Origin of the sequence: Halopseudomonas sp. Lyrl_26 (assembly GCF_051948695.1) — a bacterium.
GTDB lineage: Bacteria > Pseudomonadota > Gammaproteobacteria > Pseudomonadales > Pseudomonadaceae > Halopseudomonas > Halopseudomonas formosensis.
Map to the genome: position 1 here is coordinate 310,918 of NZ_JAYJLH010000001.1, position 21,771 is coordinate 332,688.

The 21,771-nt window shown below is 61.3% G+C and carries 20 protein-coding genes; 17 read left to right on the forward strand and 3 right to left on the reverse strand.

Annotated elements, in window-relative coordinates; genetic code table 11:
* Positions 1-81: 81 nt before the first annotated feature.
* Entirely contained in the window at positions 82-954 is an 873-nt protein-coding gene (locus VF673_RS01570; RefSeq protein ID WP_440290638.1) for an NAD(P)-dependent oxidoreductase, read from the forward strand.
* Here VF673_RS01570 and VF673_RS01575 read toward each other — a convergent pair.
* Positions 938-1,279, reverse strand: coding sequence for a DMT family protein (locus VF673_RS01575; protein WP_090538681.1), 342 nt, complete (start codon positions 1,277-1,279; stop codon positions 938-940). The genes VF673_RS01570 and VF673_RS01575 overlap by 17 nt on opposite strands.
* An 82-nt stretch (positions 1,280-1,361) precedes the next feature.
* Between VF673_RS01575 and VF673_RS01580 the strand changes: the two genes are divergently transcribed.
* Positions 1,362-1,616 (forward strand): YkgJ family cysteine cluster protein, encoded by a 255-nt coding sequence (locus tag VF673_RS01580; RefSeq protein WP_440290639.1) that lies wholly within the window; start codon positions 1,362-1,364, stop codon positions 1,614-1,616.
* A gap of 199 nt (positions 1,617-1,815) precedes the next feature.
* Here VF673_RS01580 and gltA read toward each other — a convergent pair whose 3' ends face one another.
* The gene (gene gltA / locus VF673_RS01585; protein ID WP_320330758.1) at positions 1,816-3,090 is read right to left on the reverse strand and encodes a citrate synthase; all 1,275 of its coding nucleotides are present in this window, start codon (positions 3,088-3,090) and stop codon (positions 1,816-1,818) included.
* Between the two features lie 361 nt (positions 3,091-3,451).
* Between gltA and sdhC the strand changes: the two genes are divergently transcribed.
* From sdhC to VF673_RS01640, 11 genes are all read left to right on the forward strand, one after another.
* Positions 3,452-3,838: a succinate dehydrogenase, cytochrome b556 subunit gene (gene sdhC, locus VF673_RS01590; protein ID WP_090538470.1), complete on the forward strand. Its 387-nt coding sequence runs from the start codon at positions 3,452-3,454 to the stop codon at positions 3,836-3,838.
* Entirely contained in the window at positions 3,832-4,200 is a 369-nt protein-coding gene (gene sdhD, locus VF673_RS01595) for a succinate dehydrogenase, hydrophobic membrane anchor protein (RefSeq protein ID WP_090538471.1), read from the forward strand. The genes sdhC and sdhD overlap by 7 nt, the downstream gene beginning before the upstream one ends.
* Before the next feature lie 3 nt (positions 4,201-4,203).
* Entirely contained in the window at positions 4,204-5,976 is a 1,773-nt protein-coding gene (sdhA, locus tag VF673_RS01600) for a succinate dehydrogenase flavoprotein subunit (protein ID WP_440290640.1), read from the forward strand.
* An 11-nt stretch (positions 5,977-5,987) separates the two neighbouring features.
* The gene (locus VF673_RS01605) at positions 5,988-6,692 is read left to right on the forward strand and encodes a succinate dehydrogenase iron-sulfur subunit (protein ID WP_090538473.1); all 705 of its coding nucleotides are present in this window, start codon (positions 5,988-5,990) and stop codon (positions 6,690-6,692) included.
* 307 nt (positions 6,693-6,999) lie between these two features.
* Positions 7,000-9,834, forward strand: coding sequence for a 2-oxoglutarate dehydrogenase E1 component (locus VF673_RS01610; protein WP_440290641.1), 2,835 nt, complete (start codon positions 7,000-7,002; stop codon positions 9,832-9,834).
* A gap of 34 nt (positions 9,835-9,868) precedes the next feature.
* A complete protein-coding gene (odhB, locus tag VF673_RS01615) occupies positions 9,869-11,104 on the forward strand; it encodes a 2-oxoglutarate dehydrogenase complex dihydrolipoyllysine-residue succinyltransferase (RefSeq protein WP_440290642.1) in 1,236 nt (411 codons plus the stop codon).
* Between the two features lie 92 nt (positions 11,105-11,196).
* Positions 11,197-12,633, forward strand: coding sequence for a dihydrolipoyl dehydrogenase (gene lpdA / locus VF673_RS01620; protein ID WP_440290643.1), 1,437 nt, complete (start codon positions 11,197-11,199; stop codon positions 12,631-12,633).
* Between the two features lie 204 nt (positions 12,634-12,837).
* Positions 12,838-14,004, forward strand: a complete 1,167-nt coding sequence (sucC, locus tag VF673_RS01625) for an ADP-forming succinate--CoA ligase subunit beta (RefSeq protein WP_090538477.1) — start codon at positions 12,838-12,840, stop codon at positions 14,002-14,004.
* Positions 14,004-14,885 (forward strand): succinate--CoA ligase subunit alpha, encoded by an 882-nt coding sequence (gene sucD, locus VF673_RS01630; RefSeq protein WP_090538478.1) that lies wholly within the window; start codon positions 14,004-14,006, stop codon positions 14,883-14,885. Before sucC ends, sucD begins: the two co-directional genes overlap by 1 nt.
* Positions 14,886-15,041: 156 nt before the next feature.
* Entirely contained in the window at positions 15,042-16,352 is a 1,311-nt protein-coding gene (gene brnQ / locus VF673_RS01635) for a branched-chain amino acid transport system II carrier protein (protein ID WP_440290644.1), read from the forward strand.
* Positions 16,353-16,363: 11 nt separating this feature from the next.
* A complete protein-coding gene (locus tag VF673_RS01640) occupies positions 16,364-17,110 on the forward strand; it encodes a DUF599 domain-containing protein (protein ID WP_440290645.1) in 747 nt (248 codons plus the stop codon).
* 79 nt (positions 17,111-17,189) lie between these two features.
* On the opposite strand, the gene VF673_RS01645 is transcribed toward VF673_RS01640, so the two are convergent.
* On the reverse strand, positions 17,190-17,546 hold the full coding sequence (locus VF673_RS01645) for a hypothetical protein (protein ID WP_440290646.1): 357 nt from the start codon (positions 17,544-17,546) through the stop codon (positions 17,190-17,192).
* A gap of 132 nt (positions 17,547-17,678) precedes the next feature.
* On the opposite strand from VF673_RS01645, the gene VF673_RS01650 reads away from it, so the two are divergent.
* From VF673_RS01650 to htpG, 4 genes are all read left to right on the forward strand, one after another.
* Positions 17,679-18,137 carry a PaaI family thioesterase gene (locus VF673_RS01650; protein WP_090538481.1) on the forward strand — a complete coding sequence of 153 codons (459 nt, stop codon included), beginning with the start codon at positions 17,679-17,681 and terminating at the stop codon, positions 18,135-18,137.
* On the forward strand, positions 18,134-18,568 hold the full coding sequence (locus VF673_RS01655) for a PaaI family thioesterase (protein ID WP_273124499.1): 435 nt from the start codon (positions 18,134-18,136) through the stop codon (positions 18,566-18,568). Before VF673_RS01650 ends, VF673_RS01655 begins: the two co-directional genes overlap by 4 nt.
* Positions 18,569-18,600: 32 nt before the next feature.
* Positions 18,601-19,593, forward strand: coding sequence for a hypothetical protein (locus VF673_RS01660; protein ID WP_440290647.1), 993 nt, complete (start codon positions 18,601-18,603; stop codon positions 19,591-19,593).
* A gap of 147 nt (positions 19,594-19,740) precedes the next feature.
* Positions 19,741-21,645, forward strand: a complete 1,905-nt coding sequence (gene htpG / locus VF673_RS01665; protein ID WP_090538484.1) for a molecular chaperone HtpG — start codon at positions 19,741-19,743, stop codon at positions 21,643-21,645.
* Positions 21,646-21,771 lie beyond the last annotated feature (126 nt).

The window sequence follows — 21,771 nt, forward strand, 5'->3', positions numbered from 1 at the left end:
CGGCCGGTTTCGCCGAACAGGGGGTTTCGCCTGCTATCATTCTGCCCGTGCAAATCAATGAACACCCATTCAGGAGTAACTATGGCTAGCGTTGCGTTTATCGGTCTGGGCGTCATGGGGTACCCGATGGCGGGTCATCTGGCGCGTGCCGGGCATGAGGTTACGGTGTACAACCGGACCGCTGAAAAGGCCCGACAATGGGTTGCCGAGCACGGCGGTCGCAGCTGTCCGACCCCGGCCGAGGCGGCAACCGAGCAGGATTTCATCATGATCTGCGTCGGCAACGACAATGATCTGACCGACGTCGTCAGTGGTCCCGAAGGTGTGCTGGCCGGCGCCCGCAGCGGCGCGGTCATCGTCGACCACACCACTGCCTCGGCCGAGGTGGCCCGACGGCTGGCCGGTCTGGCCGGGGAGCAGGGAGTAGGTTTTCTCGATGCGCCGGTGTCCGGCGGTCAGGCCGGTGCCGAGCACGGTCAGCTGACGGTGATGGTGGGCGGCGAGGAGGCGGTCTTCGATCTGGCGCGCCCGGTGATCAACAGTTATGCGCGCATGGTCAAGCTGATGGGGCCGGTGGGTAACGGGCAGCTGACCAAGATGGTGAACCAGATCTGCATTGCCGGTCTGGTCCAGGGTCTGGCCGAGGCGCTGCATTTCGCCCAGTGCGCGGGGCTGGACGGGGAAGCGGCCATGGCGGTGATCAGCAAGGGCGCGGCCCAGTCCTGGCAGCTGGAAAACCGCCACAAGACCATGCTGGCCGGGGAGTTCGACTTCGGTTTCGCAGTGGACTGGATGCGCAAGGATCTGGCCATAGTGCTGGATGAGGCGCGCAGCAACGGCGCCCAGCTGCCGGTCACCGCCCTGGTCGACCAGTTCTACGCCGAGGTGCAGAAGCTGGGGGGAGGGCGGTGGGATACCTCCAGTCTGATTGCCAGGCTCAAGCCCGGAAAATAAAATACACCGCGCCGAGCAGACAGAGCCCGGCCCAGAGATAGTCCAGCTTCAGGGGTTGATGCAGGAAGAGCACCGCAAAGGGCACGAACACGCACAGGGTGATCACTTCCTGCATTATCTTCAGCTGCGCCACCGACAGCTCGGTATAGCCGATGCGGTTGGCCGGCACCATCAGCATGTATTCGAACAGGGCGATGCCCCAGCTGACCAGCGCTGCGATGATCCAGGGCTTGCTGTTCAGCGTGCGCAGATGTCCGTACCAGGCGAAGGTCATGAAGATGTTGGACAGGCTCAACAACAGGGCGGTCTGTGCCCAGATGGGTATCTGCATGGTCTGGATCCCGGTAGGAGTAGGCGAAGGGTGGGCCGCCAGGGGCCCTGTGCAAAGCGAGGATTCTAGCTTCTATATGGAATGTCGAGAAGGTTGTGGCGCCTGCTGCGTGGCGCCCTCGATCACTACCCCGATTCCCGGCATGCCGCAGGGCAAACCTGCAGGCGTGGCCTGTGTCCATCTGACCGCCGACAAGCGCTGCGCCCTGTTCGGCAAGCCCGAGCGCCCCGCTGTGTGTTCCCGGTTCATGGCCGATCCCGAGGTGTGTGGCGACAGCGCCGAGCAGGCAATAGAGATATTGAGCTGGTGGGAGCAGGCGACTGCGTGCTGAGCAGTCCGTTCGCCCCGAGGGAGGTGCTCCTGCAATCGCATGCGCCACCCCCGCTCCCCCGGTAGGAGCACCCGCCCCGGGTGCGAATGATGCCCGCCCGGTTCGCACCGAGGGCGGTGCTCCTACTATTTCATGTGCCACCTGCCTGGGGAGCATTAAAAAAACCCGCCGAAGCGGGTTTTTTTAATGCTCAGACAGATTACCGGTTCGGGTAATCGCGCTGGGTGTGGCCGGTGTACAGCTGACGCGGACGACCGATCTTGTACGGGTGGCTGATCATCTCGTGCCAGTGTGCGATCCAGCCCGGGGTGCGGCCGGTGGCGAAGATCACGGTGAACATCTCGGTGGGGATGCCCAGCGCCTTGAGGATGATGCCGGAGTAGAAGTCCACGTTCGGGTACAGGTTGCGTTCCACGAAGTAGGGGTCGCTCAGGGCGATCTCTTCCAGCTTCATGGCCAGTTCCAGTTGCGGATCGTTGATGCCCAGCTCGCCCAGAACCTCGTCGCAGGTCTGCTTCATGACCTTGGCGCGCGGGTCGAAGTTCTTGTAGACCCGGTGACCGAAGCCCATCAACTTGAACGGATCATCCTTGTCCTTGGCCTTGGCGATGAACTTGTCGATGTTGGAAACGTCGCCGATCTCATCCAGCATGCGCAGAACAGCTTCGTTCGCGCCGCCATGTGCCGGTCCCCAGAGGGCGGCAATACCGGCTGCGATACAGGCGAACGGGTTGGCACCGGAGGAGCCGGCCAGACGCACGGTGGAGGTGGAGGCATTCTGTTCGTGATCGGCGTGCAGGACGAAGATGCGGTCCATGGCGCGGGCCAGAACAGGGCTGATCTCGCGGCTGCCGGCCGGGGAGTTGAACATCATGTGCAGGAAGTTTTCCGAGTAGCTCAGATCGTTCCGCGGGTACATTGCCGGCTGGCCGACCGAGTACTTGTAGACCATCGCAGCAATGGTAGGAATCTTGGCAATCAGGCGGATTGCGGAGATTTCACGATGCATCGGATCGTTGATGTCCAGGGAATCGTGATAGAAGGCAGACAGCGCGCCGACCATGCCGCACATGATCGCCATCGGGTGGGCGTCACGGCGGAAGCCGTTGAGGAAGCTCTTGAGCTGCTCATGCACCATGGTGTGAGCCTGGATGGTGCCGGTGAATTTGGCCTTTTCCTCGGCGCTGGGCAGTTCGCCCTTGAGCAGCAGATAGCACACTTCAAGGAAGTCGGATTTCTCGGCCAGTTGCTCGATCGGATAGCCGCGATGCAGCAGGATGCCCTTGTCGCCGTCGATGTACGTGATCTTGGATTCGCAGGACGCGGTTGACATGAAGCCGGGATCGAAAGTGAAAACACCCTCGCTGGTGAGGCTGCGAACATCAATCACGTCCGGGCCCATAGTGCCGGAATAGACAGGCAGCTCGATGGGGGCAGCGCCCTCGATGATCAACTGCGCTTTTTTGTCAGCCATTGATGGCCTCCTGTTTTGCTGTATCGAAAGTGTGACCCCCCACGCAGGGCCCGCATCACTATAAAGTCAAAAACCCGTTTGTCAATTCTGCGATTTAGTCTGTCTATAGAGATTTCTGATCGCAATCATGCAAAGGTTTTATGGAAAAAAGGGCATGCGCGCTTTTGACGCAGTGGGAATGTTGCAGAAGCCGGGAAAGGCCGATGGGAAGGCTTTGCCGCGTTGTAATCTGACGACTGAGTCACTATACTCCTTGGCCGGCAAAATGACCTTTCGGCTTCTTCCTCGAAGCTATGCCGCGCGTCATTTGGGTGCGTGAAGCGCCTTCCTATAATCCCGCCCTGTCCACAGGGTAACGAGTGTGAATATAGCCGTGAATAGCAAAAGACCTGTCAACCTGGATCTCAGGACAATCAAACTTCCTGTCACAGCCTATACGTCTATCGCTCACCGCATCTCGGGAGTCATTCTGTTCATCGCCATTGCAGGCCTGCTTTGGATGCTGGACACGTCTCTGAGTTCCGAAAGCGGCTTCGAGCAAGTAAAGGCCTGTTTTGAAAATCCGATCGCCAAGCTGGTGTTGTGGGGCGTGCTGTCCGCGCTGCTGTACCACCTGGTTGCCGGTATCCGTCACCTGCTGATGGACGCCGGAGTTGGTGAAGGGCTGGAGAGTGGCCGACTGGGCGCCCAGGTGCTGATTGTCGTTGCCGCCGTTCTGATTGTTCTGCTGGGGGTATGGATATGGTAACCAACGTCACCAACCTGTCGCGTAGCGGCCTGTATGACTGGATGGCGCAGCGCGTTTCCGCCGTGCTGCTGGCAGCCTACACCATCTTCCTGCTGGGCTACCTGATCCTCAATCCGGGACTGAGCTACGAGCAGTGGCAGGCCCTGTACAGCAACAATGCCATGCGCATCTTCAGTCTGCTGACGCTGGTGGCGCTGGCTGTGCATTCCTGGGTCGGTATGTGGACTATTTCTACCGACTACCTCACCCCCATGGCTTTCGGCCGATTCGCAACCGTGCTGCGCTTCCTGTTCCAGGTGGTGTGCGGTCTGCTGATGTTCGTGCTGTTCGTCTGGGGTGTACAGATCCTGTGGGGTATTTGATCAATGGCTAATATTCGTACTTTGACTTTTGACGCCATCATCGTCGGTGGTGGTGGTGCCGGTATGCGCGCGGCGCTGCAGCTGGCCCAGGGTGGTCACAAGACTGCCGTAGTTACCAAGGTGTTCCCGACCCGTTCGCACACCGTTTCCGCCCAGGGCGGCATCACCTGTGCCATCGCTTCGGCTGATCCGAACGACGACTGGCGCTGGCACATGTATGACACCGTCAAGGGTTCCGACTACATCGGTGACCAGGATGCCATCGAATACATGTGCTCCGTAGGTCCGGAGGCCGTGTTCGAGCTGGAGCACATGGGTCTGCCGTTCTCCCGCACCGAGCAGGGCCGCATCTATCAGCGCCCCTTCGGCGGTCAGTCCAAGAACTACGGTGAGGGCGGTCAGGCTGCCCGTACCTGCGCCGCCGCCGACCGTACCGGTCACGCGCTGCTGCACACCCTGTACCAGAACAACGTCAAGCACAACACCACCTTCCTCAATGAATGGTATGCCGTGGATCTGGTGAAGAACCAGGACAACGCTGTTGTGGGCATCATCGCCATCTGCCTGGAAACCGGTGAGACCGTCTACATCCGCTCCAAGGCCACCGTGCTGGCCACCGGTGGTGCCGGACGCATCTATGCCTCCACCACCAACGCCCTGATCAACACCGGTGACGGCGTTGGCATGGCCCTGCGCGCCGGTATCCCGCAGCAGGACATGGAAATGTGGCAGTTCCACCCCACCGGTATTGCCGGTGCCGGTGTACTGGTTACCGAAGGCTGCCGTGGTGAGGGTGGTTACCTGATCAACAAGCATGGCGAGCGCTTCATGGAGCGTTATGCTCCGAACGCCAAGGACCTTGCCGGTCGTGACGTTGTTGCCCGTTCCATGGTCAAGGAAATCCTGGCCGGCAATGGCTGTGGTCCGGATGGAGACCACGTGATGCTGAAGCTGGACCACCTGGGTGAGGAAGTGCTGCACAGCCGCCTGCCGGGTATCTGTGAACTGTCCAAGACCTTCGCCCACGTTGACCCGGTTACCGCTCCGATCCCGGTCGTACCGACCTGCCACTACATGATGGGCGGCATTGCCACCAACATCCATGGTCAGGCCATTGCTCCGGATCTGGAAGGCAACGACCGCATCGTCGAAGGCCTGTTCGCCGTTGGTGAAGTGGCCTGCGTATCCGTACACGGTGCCAACCGTCTGGGCGGCAACTCGCTGCTCGACCTGGTAGTGTTCGGTCGTGCGGCCGGTCTGCATCTTGAAAGCGCGTTGAAGGAAGGCATCGAGTACCGTGGCGCTTCCGAATCCGACATCGAGGCTTCCCTGTCCCGTCTGTCCGGCCTGAATACCCGCACCAAGGGTGAGGATGTGGCTCCGCTGCGCAAGGCGCTGCAGAACTGCATGCAGAACTACTTCGGTGTATTCCGCACCGGTGAGTACATGCAGAAGGGTATCCAGGAGCTGGCCGATCTGCGCGAGCGCATTGCCAACGTCAAGATCGACGACAAGAGCAACGCCTACAACACCGCCCGTATCGAAGCGCTGGAACTGCAGAACCTGCTGGAAGTGGCCGAGGCTACCGCCATCGCCGCCGAAGGCCGCAAGGAAAGCCGTGGCGCCCACGCCCGTGAGGACTACGAGGAGCGCGACGACGAGAACTGGCTGTGCCACAGCATCTACCACCCGCAGACCAAGCAGCTGACCAAGCGTTCGGTGAACTTCCAGCCGAAGACCGTGCCTGCGTTTGAGCCCAAAGTCCGTACATATTAAGGGGATCCGGTATGTTGCAAGTCAGTATCTATCGTTACAACCCGGAGACCGACAAGGCTCCCTACATGCAGGACTTCCAGATCGACACCGAAGGCAAGGACCTGATGGTGCTCGACGTTCTGCAGCTGGCCAAGGAGCAGGATGCCGGTCTCGGCTTCCGTCGCTCCTGCCGCGAGGGTGTCTGCGGTTCCGACGGCATGAACATCAACGGCAAGAACGGTCTGGCCTGTATCACTCCGCTGTCCAGCGTGGTGAAGAACAACAAGCTGGTCCTGCGTCCGCTGCCGGGTCTGCCGGTAATCCGTGACCTGGTCGTGGATATGAGCATCTTCTATAAGCAGTATGAGAAGGTTCAGCCGTATCTGCAGAACGACACGCCGGCGCCCGCTATCGAACGCCTGCAGTCGCCGGAGCAGCGCGAGAAGCTGGATGGCCTGTACGAGTGTATTCTCTGTGCATGCTGCTCCACTTCCTGCCCGTCGTTCTGGTGGAACCCGGACAAGTTCCTCGGCCCGGCAGCGCTGCTGCAGGCTTATCGTTTCCTCGCCGACAGCCGCGACACCGAGACCGAGAACCGACTGGCTGCACTGGACGACCCGTTCAGTGTCTTCCGCTGCCGGGGCATCATGAACTGCGTGAATGTCTGCCCGAAGGGTCTCAACCCGACCCGGGCGATCGGACATATCCGCAACATGCTGCTGCAAAGTGGAACCTGATCGAGCTCAGCTCATCAGACCAAACTCTACTGGCGCCGGCATAGGGTGCCAGTAGAGAATTGATTCGGACTGCTGCCCACAAAGCGGCAGTCGGTTTATAGAAAGCTTAACCAACAGGGGCAACGGGTAACACCCGAACTATCTGTCGGGGCCGGCAATATTCCGGTTTCGTGGAATCAGACAGAGCAGGGCGATTGGCAGGGACAATGCCGCGACCCCTCCTGACTGTTCTGCCCGGAGGGCAATTCCATTGCCAATTAATGGTCTTTGCGCCAGGTGGTGTCCCCCTTATAGAGGGTGACCAAGAATGCCAGACAGCGAAATGCAGCAGCTGTGGAGTACATCTCACCTGTCAGGTGGGAATGCCTCCTACGTTGAAGAGCTGTACGAGCTCTATCTGCACGATCCGAACAGTGTCGCCGAAGAGTGGCGCAGCTACTTCGACAAGCTGCCCCAGACCAGCGGGACCGGGTCGGACATTTCCCACTCCACTATCCGCGAGCACTTTCTGTCGCTCGCAAAGAATCCCCGTCGGCCCCAGGCGGTCAGCGGCGGCCAGGTAAGCAGCGAACGCGACAAGAAGCAGGTCGGCGTGCTGCGACTGATTCAAGCCTATCGGATGCGGGGCCACCAGGCTTCCAATCTTGATCCCCTGGGGCTGTGGCAGCGGGAACCCATCGCTGATCTGACACTGGCCGAGTACGGTCTGACCGAAGCTGATCTGGACACCGTGTTCCGTACCGGTGAACTGCAGATCGGCAAGGAAGAGGCCCCTCTGCGTGAAATTCTCGACGCGCTCAGATCGACCTACTGCGGCACCATCGGCGCCGAGTACATGCATATTGTCGATTCGGCGCAGCGTCGCTGGTTCCAGCAGCGCCTGGAAAGCGTACGCGGCAAGCCGCAGCACTCCGCCGAAAGTCGTCGTCATCTGCTCGAACGCCTGACCGCCGCCGAGGGTCTGGAAAAGTACCTGGGCACCAAATACCCCGGCACCAAGCGTTTCGGCGTCGAAGGGGGCGAGAGCCTGATCCCCATGCTGGACGAGATCATCCAGCGTTCGGGCTCCTATGGCGTTGCCGAAGTCGTGCTGGGCATGGCCCACCGCGGCCGCCTCAACGTACTGGTCAACACCCTGGGCAAGAATCCCCGCGACCTGTTCGACGAGTTCGAAGGCAAGAAGATGATCGATCTGGGCTCCGGTGACGTGAAATACCACCAGGGCTTCTCGTCCAACGTCATGACCTCCGGTGGCGAGGTCCACCTGGCGCTGTCGTTCAACCCGTCGCACCTGGAGATCGTCTCTCCGGTAGTGGAGGGTTCGGTGCGTGCCCGTCAGGACCGTCGCAAGGATCCGACCGGTGACAAGGTGCTGCCGATCAGCATCCACGGCGACGCCGCCTTCGCCGGTCAGGGTGTGGTCATGGAAACCTTCCAGATGTCCCAGACCCGGGCCTACAAGACCGGTGGCACCATCCACATCGTGGTCAACAACCAGGTCGGCTTCACCACCAGCCGCCAGGAAGACGCCCGTTCCACCGAATACTGCACCGATATCGCCAAGATGATTCAGGCGCCGATCTTCCACGTCAATGGCGACGACCCGGAAGCGGTGCTGTTCGTCACCCAGCTGGCGGTCGATTACCGCATGCAGTTCAAGCGTGACGTGGTCATCGATCTCGTGTGCTACCGCCGTCGTGGTCACAACGAAGCGGACGAGCCCTCCGGTACCCAGCCGCGCATGTATGCGGTGATCAACAAGCACCCGACCACCCGCGAAATCTACGCCAAGCGTCTGGTCGAGGCCGGTGTGGTCTCCGAGGAGGATGTTCAGGCGCGTATCGAGGAGTACCGCACCGCCCTGGACAACGGCGATCACGTGGTCAAGAGCCTGGTCAAGGAACCGGATTCCAACTCCTTCGTCGACTGGAAACCCTACCTGGGCCACAAGTGGACCGCGCGCCACGATACCCGTTTCGACCTCAAGACCCTGCAGGAGCTGGCCAACCGCCTGACCAACCTGCCCGACGGTCTGGTCCTGCAGCGTCAGGTTGCCAAGATCATCGAGGACCGGGTGAAGATGGCCGCAGGTGGCCTGGCCCTGAACTGGGGCTTCGCCGAGACCATGGCCTACGCCACCCTGCTGCACGAGGGGCATCCGGTGCGCATCACCGGGCAGGACGTGGGTCGCGGCACCTTCTCCCACCGTCATGCGGTGCTGCACAACCAGAAGGGCGATGGCGCCTACATTCCGCTGGCCAACCTGTACGAAGGTCAGCCGCGGTTCGATATCTACGATTCGCTGCTGTCGGAAGAAGCGGTGCTGGCCTTCGAGTACGGCTATGCCACCACCACTCCGAACGCCCTGGTCATCTGGGAAGCCCAGTTTGGCGACTTTGCCAACGGCGCCCAGGTGGTGATCGACCAGTTCATCACCAGCGGCGAACACAAGTGGGGCCGTCTGTGCGGCCTGACCATGCTGCTGCCCCATGGTTATGAAGGGCAGGGACCGGAGCACTCCTCCGCCCGCCTGGAGCGCTTCCTGCAACTGTGTGCAGAGCAGAACATCCAGGTCTGCGTACCCACCACACCGGCACAGATCTATCATCTGCTGCGCCGCCAGGTGATCCGCCCGCTGCGCAAGCCGCTGGTGGTACTCAGTCCGAAATCGCTGCTGCGTCACAAGCTGGCCGTATCCACCCTGGAAGATCTGGCCGAAGGCTCCTTCCAGACCGTGATTCCGGAGATCGATCAGATCGATCCGGTCAAGGTGGATCGCGTCATCATGTGCAGTGGCAAGGTGTACTACGATCTGCTGGAGAAACGCCGCGCCGACGGCCTGGACAACGTCGCCATAGTGCGTATCGAGCAGCTCTATCCGTTCCCGGAAGACGACCTGTCCGAGGTGCTGGCACCCTACACCAATGTACGCAAGGTGGTGTGGTGTCAGGAGGAGCCCATGAACCAGGGCGCCTGGTACTGCAGCCAGCACCACATGCGTCGGGTACTGAGCCAGCACAGCGTCAGCAATCTGTATCTGGACTACGCTGGACGGGAGGCATCGGCGGCCCCTGCGGGTGGCTACCCCTCCGTTCACGCAGAAGAACAGGCCAAACTCCTGCAGGATGCGCTCTACGCTTGAGCCGCTGCACAACACAGTTATTTAAGGATCGACAATGGCAATAGAAATCAAGGCTCCTACATTCCCCGAGTCGGTTGCTGACGGCACTGTGGCAACCTGGCACAAGCAACCCGGTGACGCGGTCAAGCGTGACGAGCTGCTGGTCGACATCGAGACCGACAAGGTCGTTCTGGAAGTGCTGGCCGAGGCCGATGGCGTTCTGGGCGAGATCATCAAGGGTGAAGGGGAGACCGTCCTCAGCGCCGAGCTGCTGGGCACCCTGAACGCCGGCGCAACCGCTGCGCCCAAGGCCGAAGCCGCTGCTGCTCCTGCTCCGGCTGCCGCTCCGGCCGCCGCTGCGCAAGCCGACAGCGCGGAAGAACCCCTGCTGAACCCGGCCGCGCGCAAGCTGGCCGAGGAGAACGGCCTGGATCCGGCCCAGATCAAGGGCACCGGCAAGGGCGGTCGCGTCACCAAGGAAGACGTGCTGAACGCCATCGAAGCGAAGAAAGCCGCCCCGGCAGCTGCCCCGGCAGCCAAGCCCGCCGCGGCCCCCAGCGCCTCGAGCGTGGTACTGGGTGAGGGTGATCGCATCGAGAAGCGCGTGCCCATGACCCGTCTGCGCGCCCGTATCGCCGAGCGCCTGGTGGATGCACAATCGAGCATGGCCATGCTGACTACCTATAATGAAGTCAACATGAAGCCGATCATGGACCTGCGCAAGAAGTACAAGGACCTGTTCGAGAAGAAGCACAACGGTGTGCGTCTGGGCTTCATGTCCTTCTTCGTCAAGGCCGCCACCGAGGCGCTCAAGCGTTTCCCCGAGGTGAACGCCTCGATCGACGGCAAGGACATCGTCTACCACGGCTATCAGGATATCGGCGTGGCCGTATCCAGCGATCGTGGCCTGGTGGTTCCGGTACTGCGTAACACCGAGTTCATGAACCTGGCCCAGATCGAGGGTACCATCGCCGAGTTCGGTCGCAAGGCGCGTGACGGCAAGCTGTCCATGGAAGAGATGACCGGCGGTACCTTCACCATCTCCAACGGTGGCGTATTCGGTTCGCTGCTGTCCTCGCCGATCGTCAACCCGCCGCAGGCCGCCATTCTGGGTATGCACAAGATCCAGGAGCGCCCGATGGCCGTGGATGGTCAGGTGGTCATCCTGCCGATGATGTATCTGGCCCTGTCCTATGACCACCGTCTGATCGACGGCAAGGAAGCAGTCAGCTTCCTGGTGGCCATCAAGGATCTGCTGGAAGACCCGGCACGCATGCTGCTGGACATCTGATATCACACGCTATCAAACAGGTCGCTGCCGGCAACCCCGGCGGCGTCCGCTCCACAGTTGCCTACCCCGCAGCTGAACACAGAGGAAAGGTTATGAGCGATAAATTCGATGTAGTCGTTATTGGTGCCGGCCCCGGTGGCTATGTGGCTGCCATCCGTGCGGCCCAACTGGGCCTCAAGACCGCCTGTATCGAGAAGTACCAAGGCAAGGACGGCAAGCTGGCTCTCGGCGGCACCTGCCTGAACGTGGGTTGCATTCCCTCCAAGGCCCTGCTGGACAGCTCCTGGAAATACCACGAAGCCAAGGACGCTTTTGCCGTCCATGGCATCAGCACCGGCGAGGTCAGCATCGACGTCGCGGCGATGATTGGCCGCAAGGACCAGATCGTCAAGAACCTGACCGGCGGTGTTGCGGGTCTGCTCAAGGCCAACGGTGTGACCGTCTATGAAGGCCACGGCAAGCTGCTGGCCGGCAAGCAGGTCGAAGTCACCAAGACCGACGGCAGCACCGAAGTGCTGGCCGCGGAAAACGTCATTCTGGCCTCCGGCTCGCGTCCGGTGGAAATTCCCCCGGCTCCGGTTGATCAGAAGGTCATCGTCGATTCCACCGGCGCCCTGGAATTCCAGTCCGTGCCCAAGCGTCTGGGCGTGATCGGTGCCGGCGTCATCGGTCTGGAGCTCGGCTCCGTATGGTCGCGTCTGGGCGCCGAGGTCACCGTGATCGAAGCCCTCGACAAGTTCCTGGTCGCCGCTGACGAGCAGCTGGCCAAGGAAGCCATGAAAATCTATACCAAGCAGGGCCTGAATATCCTGCTGGGTGCCCGGGTTACCGGCACCGAGGTCAAGGGCGACGAAGTCACCGTCAAGTTCACCGACGCCAAGGGCGACCAGGAAATGACCTTCGACCGTCTGATCGTCGCGGTTGGTCGTCGTCCGGTCACCACGGACCTGCTGGCCGCCGACTCCGGCGTTACCCTGGATGAGCGTGGCTATGTCTATGTCGACGACAACTGCGCCACTTCGGTGCCGGGCGTTTACGCCATCGGTGACGTGGTGCGTGGCCTGATGCTGGCCCACAAGGCCTCCGAAGAGGGTGTTGTGGTTGCCGAGCGCATCGCCGGTCACAAGGCGCAGATGAACTACGACCTGATTCCGTCGGTTATCTACACCCACCCCGAAGCCGCCTGGGTCGGCAAGAACGAGCAGCAGCTCAAGGCTGAAGGCGTCGAGATCAATGTCGGCGTGTTTCCCTTCGCCGCCAGCGGCCGTGCCATGGCCGCCAATGACACCTCCGGCTTCGTCAAGATCATCGCCTGCGCCAAGAGCGACCGGGTTCTTGGCGTGCACGTGATCGGGCCGAGCGCTGCCGAGCTGGTACAGCAGGGTGCCATCGCCATGGAATTCGGCACCAGTGCCGAGGATCTGGGCATGATGGTCTTCGCTCACCCGACCATGTCCGAGGCGATGAAGGAAGCTGCGTTGGCCGTGAACGGCCAGGCCATTCACGTCGCCAACCGCAAGAAGCGTTAAGCAATCCTCCCGGCATGGTATTGCTTCAGTGGCATCGAGGCAGTACCGCGCCGGTTGCCGACATCCAAGGCAAGGTCGAGGGATCGACCACACCCTACCAGGGGTGAACGGGTGTGCAGGGACCATGCGTCCGGCAGGCCTGATCGGTGGCAGTGGCGGGTACCGTCACTGTTATGAAACTCATACGAATAACGGTACAAGAGAATGAACCTTCACGAATATCAGGGGAAGCAGCTGTTTGCTGAATACGGCCTTCCTGTCTCCAAGGGCATCGCTGTCGACACTCCGGAAGCAGCTGCCGAGGCCTGTGACACCATTGGCGGTTCCGAGTGGGTGGTCAAGGCTCAGGTTCACGCTGGTGGCCGCGGCAAGGCCGGTGGTGTGAAGCTGGTCAAGAGCCGGGAAGATGCCAAGGCCTTCGCCGAGCAGTGGCTGGGCAAGCGTCTGGTGACCTATCAGACTGACGCCAATGGTCAGCCGGTTTCCAAGATCCTGGTTGAAGCCTGTACTGATATCGACCAGGAGCTGTACCTGGGCGCGGTTGTGGACCGTTCCACCCGTCGTATCGTTTTCATGGCTTCCACCGAAGGCGGTGTCGAGATCGAGAAGGTTGCCGAGGAGACTCCCGAGAAGATCCTCAAGGCCACCATCGATCCGCTGGTAGGCCCGCAGCCCTATCAGGGCCGTGATCTGGCCTTCCAGCTGGGCCTCAAGGGCGACCAGATCAAGCAGTTCACCAACATCTTCGTTGGCCTGGGCAAGCTGTTTGCCGACTACGATCTGGCTCTGCTGGAAATCAACCCGCTGGTGATCAAGAAGGACGGCAACCTGCACTGCCTGGACGCCAAGATCAACATCGACGGCAACGCCCTGTACCGCCAGCCCAAGCTGCGCGCCATGCATGACCCGTCCCAGGACGATCCGCGTGAAGCCCACGCTGCCAAGTTCGAGCTGAACTACGTGGCTCTGGACGGCAACATCGGCTGCATGGTCAACGGTGCCGGTCTGGCCATGGGTACCATGGACATCGTCAACCTGCACGGTGGCAAGCCGGCCAACTTCCTCGACGTGGGCGGCGGGGCAACCAAGGAACGCGTTACCGAAGCGTTCAAGATCATCCTGTCCGACAGCAACGTACAGGCCGTTCTGGTCAACATCTTCGGCGGTATCGTCCGTTGCGACATGATTGCCGAGGGCATCATCGGCGCAGTCAAGGACGTGGGCGTCAAGGTGCCGGTCGTGGTCCGTCTGGAAGGCAACAACGCCGACCTGGGCGCCAAGGTACTGGCTGAAAGTGGTCTGAACATCATCGCAGCAACCAGTCTGACCGACGCTGCAGTACAGGTCGTCAAAGCGGCGGAGGGCAAGTAATGAGCATCCTGATCGACAAGAACACCAAGGTAATCTGCCAGGGCATCACCGGTTCCCAGGGCTCCTTCCACACCGAACAGGCCATCGCTTACGGTACCCAGATGGTCGGCGGCGTAACCCCGGGCAAGGGCGGCACCACCCACCTGGGTCTGCCGGTGTTCAACACCGTGCGTGAAGCCGTTGAAGCCACTGGCGCCGACGCTTCCGTGATCTACGTTCCGGCTCCCTTCTGCAAGGACTCCATCCTGGAGGCTGCCAATGCAGGCATCAAGCTGATCGTGTGCATCACCGAAGGCATCCCGACCCTCGACATGCTGGACGCCAAGGTCAAGTGTGACGAGCTGGGCGTGCGCCTGATCGGGCCCAACTGCCCGGGCGTGATCACCCCCGGCGAGTGCAAGATCGGCATCATGCCCGGTCACATCCACATGCCGGGCAAGGTCGGCATCGTGTCCCGTTCCGGCACCCTGACCTACGAAGCGGTCAAGCAGACCACTGATGCCGGTTTCGGTCAGTCCAGCTGCGTCGGTATCGGCGGTGACCCGATCCCGGGCTCCAACTTCATCGACATCCTGGCAATGTTCCAGAACGACCCGCAGACCGAAGCCATCGTCATGATCGGCGAGATCGGCGGCAGCGCTGAAGAAGAAGCCGCAGCCTACATCAAGGCCAACGTGACCAAGCCGGTCGTGTCCTACATCGCCGGTGTTACTGCTCCGGCAGGCAAGCGCATGGGTCACGCCGGTGCGATCATCTCCGGCGGCAAAGGCACCGCTGACGAGAAGTTCGCTGCACTGGAAGACGCTGGTGTGAAGACCGTCCGTTCGCTGGCCGATATCGGCAAGGCACTGTCCGAGCTGACCGGTTGGGCAATGAAGTAACGGTTGCCTGATGTTCCACAGAACCCCGCCTCGGCGGGGTTCTGTGTTTTCAGCCGGGCCGCGTGAGCCGGCCATTAACGCCCCCTTTGCCCACCTGCTTGTTTATAATGCCGCCACTACTGTCTCTACCAGACAGTTCCAGACTGAAGAAAACCAATGAAGACACTCTCGCCGGCCAATATTCTGGCCCTCGGTTTCATGACCTTTGCCCTGTTTCTGGGCGCCGGGAATATCATCTTTCCACCCAGTGCCGGTCTTCAGGCCGGTGAAAACCTCTGGCCCACAGCGATGGGCTTCCTGATTACCGCCGTCGGCCTGCCGTTGCTGACGCTGGTCGCCCTGGCGCGCGTAGGGGGCGGTATCCAGGAACTTACCGCACCGCTCGGCAGATTGCCCGGCCTGATCCTCGCCATTCTGGTCTACCTTGCCATTGGCCCGCTGTTCGCCACGCCGCGGACTGCCACCGTTTCCTACGAGATCGGTATCGTCAGCCTGGTGGGAGACAGCTGGCAGGCACTGCTCGGCTATTCGCTGGTCTACTTCGCCATAGTGCTGGCGCTGGCGCTCAAGCCGGGCAGACTGATCGACAATATCGGCAAGATCATCACCCCGGTGCTGCTGCTGGCTGTAGGGGTACTGGGGATCACCGCCGTACTCTTGCCACCCGGCCCGCCGGAACTGGCTGCTCCGGCCTACCGCGACGCACCTGTCATTGAAGGCATATTGCAGGGTTATCTGACCATGGACGCGCTGGGCGCCCTGGTGTTCGGTGTGGTGATCACCCGTGCCATCCGGGACCGTCAGGTGCAGGAAAGCCACGTTGTTACCCGTTACACCATTTTTGCCGCAATCATCGCCGCCATTGGTCTGGCGCTGGTCTACCTGGCTCTGTTCCGACTGGGTGCCACCAGCAGCTCGCTGGTGGGCGAGGGCGCCAATGGCGGCCAGATCCTGGCGGCCTTCGTTCAGTATCGCTTCGGTAATGGCGGCAGCTTCCTGCTGGCGGTGGTCATCACCCTGGCCTGCCTGACAACGGCGGTAGGGCTGATCTCAGCCTGTGGCTCCTTCTTCAGCCGCGAGTTTCCGGTCAGCTATGCCCAGGTGGTCTGGATCTTTACCATTTTCTGCATGGCGGTCTCCAACCAGGGGCTGGACAGCCTGATCCGCATCTCCATTCCGGTACTGGTTGGACTCTATCCGCTGGCCATAGCCCTGGTGTGCCTGGGACTGTTCTCGCGCAACCTGACCCGTCCGGAAAATATCATGCGTCCTGTCATGCTGGTTGCACTTGCCTTCGGCATCATCGATGGTCTGAAGACGGCGGGGTTCATGGCCAGGGATACCGCCTGGCTGAGTGCACTGCCCTTCTCGTCGCAGGGATTGGGGTGGCTGGTACCGGCGTTGATCATGCTCGCTCTGGCACTGGCCGTGGATCGTGTTCGTTTTGGCAGGTTGGGTAACGCTTGATCTCTGATGTCATGACCATAAGCAGCATTCTGAATGCCGAGTCACTCTGGCTGAACCTATTCGCGTTCTGCTGGTTCATGTTCTGCTGGGTGGGATACACCCGGTACGCCTGGCACCGGGGCAGGGATACCGCCTGCCTGGCCAGCGTGCTGCACCTGTACCGCAAGGACTGGATGAGTCGGCTGCTGTTGCGCGAGCAGCGGATCGCCGATGCCAGCCTGATCAGCAACCTGGAGCGCAATACCTCCTTCTTCGCCTCCAGCACCCTGCTGATCGTGGCGGGTCTGATCACCGTCATGGGGGCAACTGACCAGGCGCAGAACCTGCTGCGTGATCTGCCCCTGGTGGCGGAGGTCAGTCGGGAGGTCTCGGAGATCAAGCTGCTGATCATGCTCGGCATCTTCGTCTATGCGTTTTTCACCTTTTCCTGGGCGATGCGTCAGTACAACTTCGCCTCGGTGCTGTTCGGCTCCGCGCCGCTGGTGGGTGAGAAACATGTCAGCGAAATCGAGCGCAAGGCCTTTTCCAGCCGGGCGGCGAAGGTGCTGTCGATGGCAGCGCACTCCTTCAACCTGGGGTTGCGTTCCTACTATTTTGCGCTGGCCATGCTCAGCTGGTTCATCAACCCCTGGGTGTTCATGGCCATTACCGCAGGCGTGGTCTACGTGCTGTACCGGCGGGAGTTCAAGTCGGAGGTGCTGGGAGTGCTGATGGCCACTCCGGCGCATTTTCCCGAGCCGCCTCCGGAGCAGCAATAGGGAAGGGCGGGGTGCTCATGAAACAACACCGGCCGCGATAGCGGCCGGTGTTGTCGTGGGATACAGCAAGACGTCGGATCTATTCGCGGTCCAGACGCTCCTCGATATTATCGCGGGCCTCGGCGGCGGATTCACGAGCCTGCTCGCCTTTCTCCTCCAGATAATCCGCGGAGTCTTCATAGGCCTCGCTGATCCGGTCGCCAGCGGCGTCCAGGTTGTCCTGAAGGCGCTCGGTGGTGGTCGGTTCGTTGTCGAAGGCCTCGTCGGTGCGCTGCTCAATGGCCTCGCCGGTGTCTTCCATCGCATCACCGATGTTTTCGGCGGCGTCGGACATGGACTCCCGGGCCGATTCCATCTTGTCTTCCGGGCTGTCCTGACACGCAGCCAGCAGACCCAGGCTGGCCATGAGCATGGCTGTTGCACAAAGTTTCTTCATCTCGTTCTCCAAGTGATGATCCATCGTCAGGTTAGTCACGTATTACGCATCCGAGTTCCCGCTATGCTTGAACAAGCGTAGTAGATTCAGCCAGGTCTGTTAAAATCTGCACTTTTCCCGGTGAGTTATCCGATGACGATCCAACAGCGTGCGCAAACCTTTCTTTCGGTGCTGCGCCATTGTCAGGTGCTTGGCATGACAGTGGAGCAGGCCGACGAGAATGGCCTGGTGATCAAGCTGCCCTACAGCGAACTGATCGTGGGCAATCCGGTCACCGGCGTGGTGCATGGCGGCGCCATCACCACGCTGATGGATACCTGCTGCGGCATCTCCACCGTGTGCTATCTGGAGGAGCTGGAAGTCTGTCCGACTCTGGATCTGCGTATCGACTACATGCATCCGGCCGAGCCGGGCAAGCCCATCTATGGTTTCGCCGAATGCTACCGGGTTACGCCGGCGGTCATCTTTACCCGGGGTGTGGCCTATCAGGAGCGGCGGGAGGAGCCCCTGGCCCATGTGGTCGGGACTTTCATGCGGATGGGCCCCGGACCGGACGGCCTGAAGTCATTCAAACTCGGGGGCAAGGCATGACCGACATCGAACATCTGGTGCATCTGGCCCACCAGACCGGAGATTATGATGCCCTGATCGAGCAGATCCCCTATGCACGACTGATCGGCATCCGCGTGCTGCGGCTGGGCGAGGAGATGATCTTTCACCTGCCGCTGAACAGGGACAACATCGGTAACCCCATACTGCCGGCGTTGCATGGCGGGGTCCTGGCGGGGTTCATGGAGCTGGGGGCGATGCTGCAGCTGATGGTCAGCATGAACAGCCCGACCTTTCCCAAGATCATCGATTTTTCCGTGGATTACCTGCGTGCCGGGTTGTCCCGCGATACCTATGCGACCTGCCAGGTATGGCGTCAGGGTCGCCGAGTGGGTAACGTAGCCATAACTGCCTGGCAGACCCGCTCGGAAGAGCCGGTTGCCACGGCCCGGGCACATTTCAAGCTGGACTGACGGGCGTCAGTCAGCTCAGGGAGAGGGCGGACATGGAAGCCTTGATGATACTCGCTGGCGCAGGAGCTCTGGTTGCGGGCTGGGTGTGGCTGGTGGTTGCCACCATGCGTCGCTCGGTCAGCAAGATGCTGCTGGCCCTGTTTTTCGCGCCGCTGACCCTGCTGCTGCGCGGCATGGGGTACCCGCTGGGACCGCGGCTGCTGATGCTGGTCGGGAGCCTCGCCATGGTGGCCGGCGGCGCCCTGCTGCAGCAGCGACATCCCGACCGCGTGCAGGAGCTGCTGGCCGGCCACTGGCTGGATGAGCCGGGAGCAGCGGAGGATCTGCGCGGTACCATCATGGGACAACCCTTCCGCCCCAATCGCATCCTCTGGCGCGGTGATGATCTGGTATTCGAGGAGGGGACCGGGGACCGTGTCCGACGCTCCCTGACCATCCGTTTCGGCAATGCCCGGGAGCTGCTGCTGGAATCTTCCGTCGAGCGGCTGCCCAGTGACGAGGGATTGTGGCCGGAGCTGGTGCTGCAGTGGCATACCGGCGCCCTGTCCGAACCGGGTCTGCGCCGGATCACCGACAACTACAGTCTCAGTCTGGATTTCCGGGGAGGGCAGCAGGGCCAGACTGCCGGCCGTATCCATCTGCACCTGCCGACCATCCACAGCACCTGGCTGACCGGGGAAATACCGCCGCTCACGCTGCCACAGTGGATGACCGAACGCAGCCGCAGCGACACCCTGGTGCTTCAGCCCAGGGTCGAGGCTGCTGCCCGGTCCGCACAGTCGGTGCGACCGGTACCTGCCTGGCGTGAGCTCAGTCTGCTGGCCATGCTGGACGAGCCGGAGCTGTTCAGTGGCTCTGTGGTGCGCCTGACCACCTGGTCCGGGCGTACCCATGAGGGTGTGCTCAAGCAGCTGAGCGAGGACAAGCGACTGGTTCTGGCCCTGCCGCGTGGAGCGGATCAGGTCGAGCTGCACTTTCACCCGCTGGACATCCGCCAGATCGAAGAGCGGATCACTCCACGCTGACAGCTCCCGCCGGGCCCGCGGCGGCCGCTCACTCCCGAGCGGATGCCCGGCCCGGGCCTTGAAATTTCCTCCCCCCGTCCCCATCCACACAGTCATCTGCCCGATGCCGGGCGATCCCCTATCGTGAGCACAGGAGATACTGCCAAGATGACCGTGGAAGCCCAGAAGGAAACGCTCGGATTCCAGACCGAGGTGAAGCAGCTGCTGCACCTGATGATCCATTCGATGTACTCGAACAAGGAGATATTTCTCCGCGAGCTGATTTCCAACGCCTCGGATGCCTCGGACAAACTGCGTTTCGAAGCCATTGCCAAGCCGGAACTGCTGGAAAGCGACCCCAACCTGCGCATTCGAATCAGCGCAGACGAAACGGCCAATACCCTGACCATCGAGGACAACGGCATCGGCATGTCCCGGGACGAGGTCATCAGCCACCTGGGCACCATTGCCAAGTCCGGTACCGCTGCCTTCATGCAGCAGCTCACAGGCGACCAGAAGAAGGATGCCCAGCTGATCGGCCAGTTCGGTGTGGGTTTCTACAGTGCCTTCATCGTCGCCGACCGTGTCGAGGTGTTCACCCGTCGCGCCGGTCTGGGCGCCGATGAGGGTGTGCGCTGGGAATCGGCCGGGCAGGGCGAGTTCACCATCGAGAACATCAACAAGCCCGAGCGTGGCACCCGCATCGTCCTGCACCTGAAGGCCGACGAGAAGGAGTTTGCCGACGGCTGGCGGCTGCGCAACATCATCAAGAAATATTCCGATCATATCTCCCTGCCGATCGAGCTGCCCAAGCAGCACTTCGGCGACGAGAAGGACAAGCCGAAAGAGATCGAATGGGAAAGCGTCAACCGCGCCAGCGCCCTGTGGACCCGCCCGCGTACCGACATCAAGGACGAGGAATACCAGGAGTTCTACAAGCACGTATCCCATGACTTCGAGAACCCGCTGACCTGGAGCCACAACAAGGTGGAAGGCAAGCTGGAATACACCAGCCTGCTGTACGTGCCCGGCCGCGCGCCCTTCGACCTGTATCACCGCGAGGCGCCCCGTGGCCTGAAACTCTATGTGCAGCGCGTGTTCATCATGGATGACGCCGAGCAGTTCCTGCCGCTGTACCTGCGCTTCATCAAGGGCGTGGTCGACTCCAACGACCTGTCACTGAACGTCTCCCGGGAGATCCTGCAGAAGGACCCGGCCATCGACAGCATGAAGTCCGCACTGACCAAGCGCGTGCTCGACATGCTGGAGAAGATGTCCAGGAACGATCCGGAGAAATACAGCACCTTCTGGAAGGCCTTCGGCAGCGTGATGAAGGAAGGCCCGGCCGAGGACTTCGCCAACCGCGAGAAGATCGCCGGCCTGCTGCGTTTTGCCTCCACCGCGCAGAACGACGACAGCGAAGTGGTCAGCCTTGACGCCTACATCGAGCGCATGCAGGAAGGTCAGGACAAGATCTACTACCTCACCGGTGAGCGTTACAACCAGGTCAAGAACAGCCCGCACCTGGAAATCTTCCGCAAGAAGGGCATCGAGGTGCTGCTGCTGACCGACCGTATCGACGAATGGCTGATGAGCCACCTGAGTGAATACAAGGGCAAGGAGTTCGTCGACGTGGCCCGGGGTGATCTGGATCTGGGCAAGCTGGAAGGTGAGGAAGACAAGAAGGCTCAGGAAGAAGTGGCCAAGGCCAAGGCCGATCTGATCGAGCGGGTCAAGAAGGTACTGGGCGACGAGGTCGACGACGTCAAGGTCTCCCACCGCCTGACCGACTCCCCGGCGGTGCTGGTGATCAACGAGGATGGCATGGGTCTGCAGATGCGCAAGATCCTCGAAGCCACCGGCCAGAAAGCGCCGGACAGCAAGCCGATCCTCGAAATCAACCCCGGCCACCCGCTGCTGGAAAAGCTGGATCAGGAGCCCGACGAAGACCGCTTCGCCGACCTGACCCGCATCCTCTTCGACCAGGCCGCCCTGGCCGCCGGCGAGGCACTGCAGGATCCTGCCAGTTATGTGCGGCGGTTGAATGCGCTGCTGGTGGAATTGAGCAAGTGATGGAGCAGGGAGGGGCGGGCTGAGCCCGCCTTTCCCTCACCCCGGCCCCTCTCCCGCAAGGGGCAAGGGGTGAGTGCGCTGCCAGTTCCATGTATTTCTGAAAACACCTGAGCTTGCGGAAACACG